This window comes from Burkholderia sp. Cy-637 (assembly GCF_011753175.1).
Lineage (GTDB): Bacteria > Pseudomonadota > Gammaproteobacteria > Burkholderiales > Burkholderiaceae > Burkholderia > Burkholderia gladioli.
This window is the reverse complement of sequence record NZ_VWWC01000278.1, coordinates 1-5,550: the sequence shown is the minus strand read 5'-3', so window position 1 is coordinate 5,550 and position 5,550 is coordinate 1. Positions and strand designations below refer to the sequence as shown.

The following is a 5,550-nucleotide window of genomic DNA, read 5'->3' as shown; positions in this document are numbered from 1 at the left end:
GCTGCCATGGCGCACCCGCGACCCGGCCGTGCGCGATGCGCTCGCGCGCGTCGAGGCAGCCGCGCACCGTCATCACAAACTCGCGATGGCCCTGCCGCGCGACGACGAGGAGATCGCCGCCGCCGCCCGCGCGGGCGCCCGGCTGGTGATCACCGGCGACGACCGCGGGATCGCGCGCCGCGCGCTGGCGGCCACGCGCGAACACCATCTCCGCTTTTTCCAGGCAGGTACCGCATGAACCGCGACATCATCGAACGTTATCTCGCGCGGGCGCCGTCGCCGGCCTGCGCCTATCTGTACGACCTCGACCATCTGCGTGCCCGTGCCATGCGGCTGGTGGCGCCGCTGCCCGAGCGATGCGAGCTGTTCTATGCCGTCAAGGCCAACAGCGACGCACCGGTGCTGGCCGCGTTGCGTGGCACGGTGGCGGGTTTCGAGGTGGCCTCGCTCGGCGAGATCGAGCGCGTGCGCGAGGCGGCCGGCGATGCGCGGATCGTGTTCGGCGGCCCCGGCAAGACCGATCGCGAGCTGCGCGGCGCGCTCGAGCATGGCGTCGAACTGATCCATGTCGAGAGCGAGCTGCAGTTGCGGCGACTCGATGCGATCGCGCGCGAGGCGGGGCGACCGGCGCGCGTGCTGTTGCGCCTGAACCCGCTGCCGTTCGGCAGGGAAGGCGCGGCGCCGCGCGCCACCGGCACGCTGACGATGGGCGGGCAGGCCACCCAGTTCGGCATCGACGAGCGCCAGGCGCCGGCGCTGATCGCGCTGGCGGCCGCGCTGCCGGGCATCCGGCTGGCAGGGCTGCATCTGCACGCGCTGTCGAACAACCTGGACGCGCGCTCGCACCTGGCGCTGATCGATCATTACCTCGGCATCGCGGCCGCGCTGCGCGATTCGCATGGCCTCGTGCTCGAGATACTGAACGTCGGCGGCGGGATTGGTATCGACTATGCGGATCCCGCGCGGGAGTTCGACTGGACCGGCTTCTGCGATGGGCTGCACGGGCTGCTGGCGCAGCAGCGAGTCGACTGCCGCATCGTGTTCGAGTGCGGGCGTTTCATCTCGGCCGATTGCGGTTGCTACGTGGCCGAGGTGATCGACCTGAAGCGCAATCACGGCCGGGACTTCGCGGTGCTGCGCGGCGGCACGCATCACTTCCGCCTGCCCGCGTCCTGGCAGCACGACCACCCGTTCCAGGTGGTGCCGAACGACGCCTGGCCCTATGCGTTCGCGCGGCCGGAATTGCGCGACGGCAGGATCAGCCTGTGCGGCGAGCTCTGCACGCCCAAGGACGTGTTCGCCCGCGAGGTCCATGTCGAGCGCTTGCGCGTCGGCGACCGGGTGGTGTTCCGGCTGGCCGGCGCCTACGGCTGGCATATCTCGCATCACGATTTCCTCAGCCATCCGCATCCGGAGCGGATCTTTTTCGGGGGCGAACCGGCATGAGCAAGCTGCGCGCCCTGCATCTGCGCTTTATCGACCCCGTCCGATTGTTGCCGCATGAACGGCACGATCCCGACCACGCGGCCGCGCTGGCCGACTCGATGCGCGACGGCGGCATCTGGCGCGTGCCGCTGGTGGCCGAGCGCGCCAGCCTGGTGGTGATGGACGGCCATCACCGGCTGGCCGCCGCGCTGGCGCTCGGCCTGGCGCGGGTGCCGGTGCTGCTGCTCGCGTATCGCGAGGTCCCGGTCGAGGCCACGCGCGCCGGCTACGCGGTGACGCCCGAGGCCATCGTCGCGCGGGCCCTGGCGGGCGATCTCTATCCGGTCAAGACCACGCGCCACGCATTCGATGCGCCACTGCCGGCCTGCCATGTGTCATTGCACCTGCTGCAGCCGCGGCAACCCGCGCCTGCCGGCATCACGCCGAGCGAGGTGGCCCTGCCTGGTTGAGGCGAGCGCGGCGGGGGCGTCCGCTTCAGCCTTCGGTCGGCGAGTGCGCGGCGGGGGCGTCCGCTTCGGGCTCGCCGCGACCGTCGCGCGGTGCCAGCAGCAGCCGCAGCAAGGCCGGCAGCACCACCAGCACCAGCGGCAACTGCACCGCGAGGCCGGAAATGATCGCGATCGCGAGCGGCTGCTGCATCGCCGAGCCTTGGCCGATCGCGAAGGCGAGCGGCAGCAGGGCGAGGATCGCGGCGATCGTGGTCATCGCGATCGGCCGCAAGCGGTTGCGGCCGGCGGCGATCAGCGCCTCGCGAACGGCCATGCCGTCCTCGTCGATCAGCGCGTGGAACTCCGACACGTAGAAGATCGCGACCTCGGTGACGATGCCCACGATCATCGTCATTCCCATCATCGCCGAGATGTTCAGTTCGATGCCCGTGAGCCACAGCCCGACGAACACCGCGCCGGTGGCCAGCAGGGGCATGGCGAGCACGGCCAGCGCGATGCGCAGCCGCTCGTAGAGGAACAGCAGCAGGGCGAACACCAGCGCGAGGGCCGCGCCGAACACCGCCAGCAGGCCGCGAAACGCGATCTGCTGCTGCTGGTAGAGGCCGCCCAGCTCGTAGTAGACGCCGGCCGGCAGCAGCGAGGGCGCGGCCAGCGCGCGGCGCACCTCGGCGATGGTCGAGCCGAGGTCGCGACCGTCGATGCGCGCGGTGACCGCCACCATTCTCTTCAGGTTGTCGCGGCTGATCTCGGGCTGGCCGCTGACGGTTTCGGGCGCGGCCACGCGCGACAGCGCGAACAGGTGGCCGTCCGGTGCGCGGATCGACAGGCGGCCGAGCTCGGAATCGGTCAGGCGCCGGGCGCCGGCCAGTTGCACGCGCACGCCGATCGTCTTCGGGCCGAGCTGGTACTGGGTGGCGACCGTGCCCTGCAGCAGGTCGGAGAGCTGCTGGGCGATCGCCTGCGGATCCATGCCCTCGGCGGCGGCGGCATCCGCGCGCAGGTGCAGCTCGAGCGCGTCGCCGGCCGGGTTGATACCGTCGTTCACGTCGACGATGCCGCGGATCGTGCCGATCTTCGCGGCGACCTGCCGCGCGGTGCGTTCGAGCATGGCGCTGTCGTCGGCATAGATCCGGATCTGCACGGGCTGAGGCACGGCGGTCAGGTCGCCGATCAGGTCCTCCATCAACTGGGCGAGTTCGATGCTCACCCCGGGCACCTGGGTGTCGACGCGCGCGCGGATCTCCTCCATCACCACCGCGATCGGTTCACGCTTGCCGGATTTGAGCCGGATGAAGAAGTCGCCCTTGTTGGGCTCGTTGAGATCGCCGCCCAGGCCCGCGCCGGTACGGCGCGAATAGGTGTCGACATTGGGGTTGGCGCGCACGATCGCCTCCACCTGCCGGATCAGCCGGTCGGTCTCGGCCACCGAGGTACCCGGCGCGGTGTGGTAGTCGAGCACGAAGCCACCCTCGTCCATGGAGGGCATGAAGCCGCTGCCCACCTGCGTATAGGCGAAGGCCGACGCGGCCAGCAGCGGCAGCACGCCGGCCAGCAGCCACCAAGGCCTGGCGCTGGCGCGCGTGACCAGCGCCGTGTAGCGCTGCCTGAACCAGGCGGCGAGCCGCGTCTCGCGGTGCGCCTCGGCATCCTTCGCGCCGAGCCAGCGGTCGCAGAGGATCGGGATCGCCAGCCAGGTGACCAGGAACGAGATCAGCAGCGCGCTGGCCATGGTCACCGACAGCGCCTTGAAGAAGGCGCCGGTCACCCCCGACAGGAAGGCAAGCGGCACGAAGATGATCAGCGTGGCCGCCGACGAGCCGGCCAGCGGGCGCGTGAATTCGAGCGCCGCGCGCATCACGCGGCCGTGGTAACCGTGCTGGTTCGGCTCGCGCAGGCGCCGCACGATGTGCTCGATCATCACGATCGCGTCGTCGATCACCAGCCCCACGGCCGCTGCCATCCCGCCCAGCGTCATGATGTTGAAGCCCATTCCGGCCACGCTCAGCAGCAGGATGGTGGCCGCCATCACCACCGGCACCAGGGCCACCGCGATCAGCGTGATCTTCAGGTTGCGCAGGAACACGAACAGGGTCGCGGCGGCCAGCAGCACGCCGATCAGGAGCGCGTCGCGCACGCTCGACGCCGAGGCCACCACCAGCTCGCTCTGGTCGTACCAGTTCGCGAGGTGCACGCCGGCCGGCATCTGCGCGGCGAAGCCGTCGAGCCTGGCGCGGATCGCGGCGGCCATCGCCACGCTGTTCGCGCCAGGTTGCTGGTAGACGTTGACCAGCACGGCGTCGCGGCCGTCGGCGGTGACCCGGATCCATTGCGGGACCACGCCGCGCGTGACGGTCGCCACCTGGTCGAGCCGCACCTGGGTGCCGCCGTGGCTGGCCACCACCACCTTGCGCAGCGCGTCCAGGCCGTCGAAGGCCGCATCGGCCACCACCAGGTAGAGCTTGTCGTGATCCTCGATGCGGCCGGTGGCCATCAGCAGGTTGCCGGCGCCGACCGCCCGCGAGACGTCGGCCACCGACAGGCCGAAGGCGGCCAGCCGTTGCGGGTCGACGGCCACCTGCAGTTCGTCCTGCGCGCCGCCGGTGATGTCCACGCGCGCCACGCCGGCGACCGCCGACAGGAGCGGGCGCAACTGGAACTGGGCAAGGTCGCGCAACTGCGACGGCGAGCGGGTGGCCGAGGTCAGGCTGTAGGCCAGCACCGGAAACACGGTCGGGTCCATCCGGCGCACCTGCATGGTGGTACCCGGCGGCAGCGTGGAGAGCACTTCGGCGATCGCGGCCTGGGCCTGCAGGGTGGCCTGCGCCATGTCGGTGCCCCAGCCGAAATTCAGCGAGATTTCCGCCGCGCCGCGGCTGGTCCGCGATTCCACGTCCTGCACCTTGGGCACGCGCCGCAAGGCTTCCTCGACCGGCATCGTGACAAGTGCCGCCATCTGCTCGGCCGGCCGGTCGCCGGCGTCGAGCGATACCACCGCACGGGGGAACGCGACGTCGGGGAACAGGGAGATCGGCAGGCGCAGTGCGCTCAGCGCGCCGGCGATCGCCAGCAGCGCGATCACGAACAGCAGCGAGCGACGATGCGCCTGCATCCATTGGCCGGCCTTCATCGCGCGCCCCCCTGGTCGACGCGCACGGCCATGCCGTCGGCAAGTTCGTAGTTGCCCGATGTCACCAGCGGCCAGCCGGCGTGGAGCGGGCCGTCGACGCCGTAGCCGGCCTGGTTCTCGACCCGGGTGGTGACGGCGATGCGATGCGCGCGCGTGTCGGGGCCGACCTGGTAGACATAGGCACCCTGCGCATCGCGCAGCAGGGCAGGGCGCGGTACGTTCCACCAGGTGCCGGAGTTGGCGGCGATCTCCGCGCGCACGCGCGTGCCCGGGATCAGCGCGCTGCCGGCGAGCGGCCCCGCGGCCCCGACGTCGACCAACTGGCTCTGCGGATCGATCGCGGCGCCCACGACGCTGACGCGTCCCTCGCGCGGCGTGCCGGGGCGGGGCGACAGTCCGTCGATCCGCAGCGTGTCGCCCGGCTTCAGCATGCGGGCGTCGGCCGGCTCGACGCCGAGCATCACGTTGGCCGGCGGCGCGGCCTCGCCCTCGCGACCGCCGCCGCCGGCCCCGACCAGCTGGGCGAGC

The 5,550-nt window shown here is 71.5% G+C and carries 3 protein-coding genes and 2 pseudogenes; 3 read left to right on the top strand and 2 right to left on the bottom strand.

The window, feature by feature from the left end:
- From F3J10_RS34175 to F3J10_RS34165, 3 genes and pseudogenes are all read left to right on the top strand, one after another.
- Window positions 1-238, top strand: a pseudogene (locus F3J10_RS34175) (siderophore biosynthesis protein SbnG); the annotation flags it as partial.
- Window positions 235-1,446, top strand: a complete 1,212-nt coding sequence (locus F3J10_RS34170; protein WP_166916746.1) for a type III PLP-dependent enzyme — start codon at window positions 235-237, stop codon at window positions 1,444-1,446. The pseudogene F3J10_RS34175 and the gene F3J10_RS34170, both read left to right, overlap by 4 nt.
- Window positions 1,443-1,895 (top strand): ParB N-terminal domain-containing protein, encoded by a 453-nt coding sequence (locus F3J10_RS34165; RefSeq protein WP_166916744.1) that lies wholly within the window; start codon window positions 1,443-1,445, stop codon window positions 1,893-1,895. Before F3J10_RS34170 ends, F3J10_RS34165 begins: the two co-directional genes overlap by 4 nt.
- A 25-nt stretch (window positions 1,896-1,920) precedes the next feature.
- Here the strand turns inward: F3J10_RS34165 and F3J10_RS34160 are convergent, their stop codons facing one another.
- Window positions 1,921-5,022, bottom strand: a complete 3,102-nt coding sequence (locus F3J10_RS34160; RefSeq protein WP_167243919.1) for an efflux RND transporter permease subunit — start codon at window positions 5,020-5,022, stop codon at window positions 1,921-1,923.
- Window positions 5,019-5,550, bottom strand: a pseudogene (locus F3J10_RS34155) (efflux transporter periplasmic adaptor subunit); the annotation flags it as partial. The gene F3J10_RS34160 and the pseudogene F3J10_RS34155, both read right to left, overlap by 4 nt.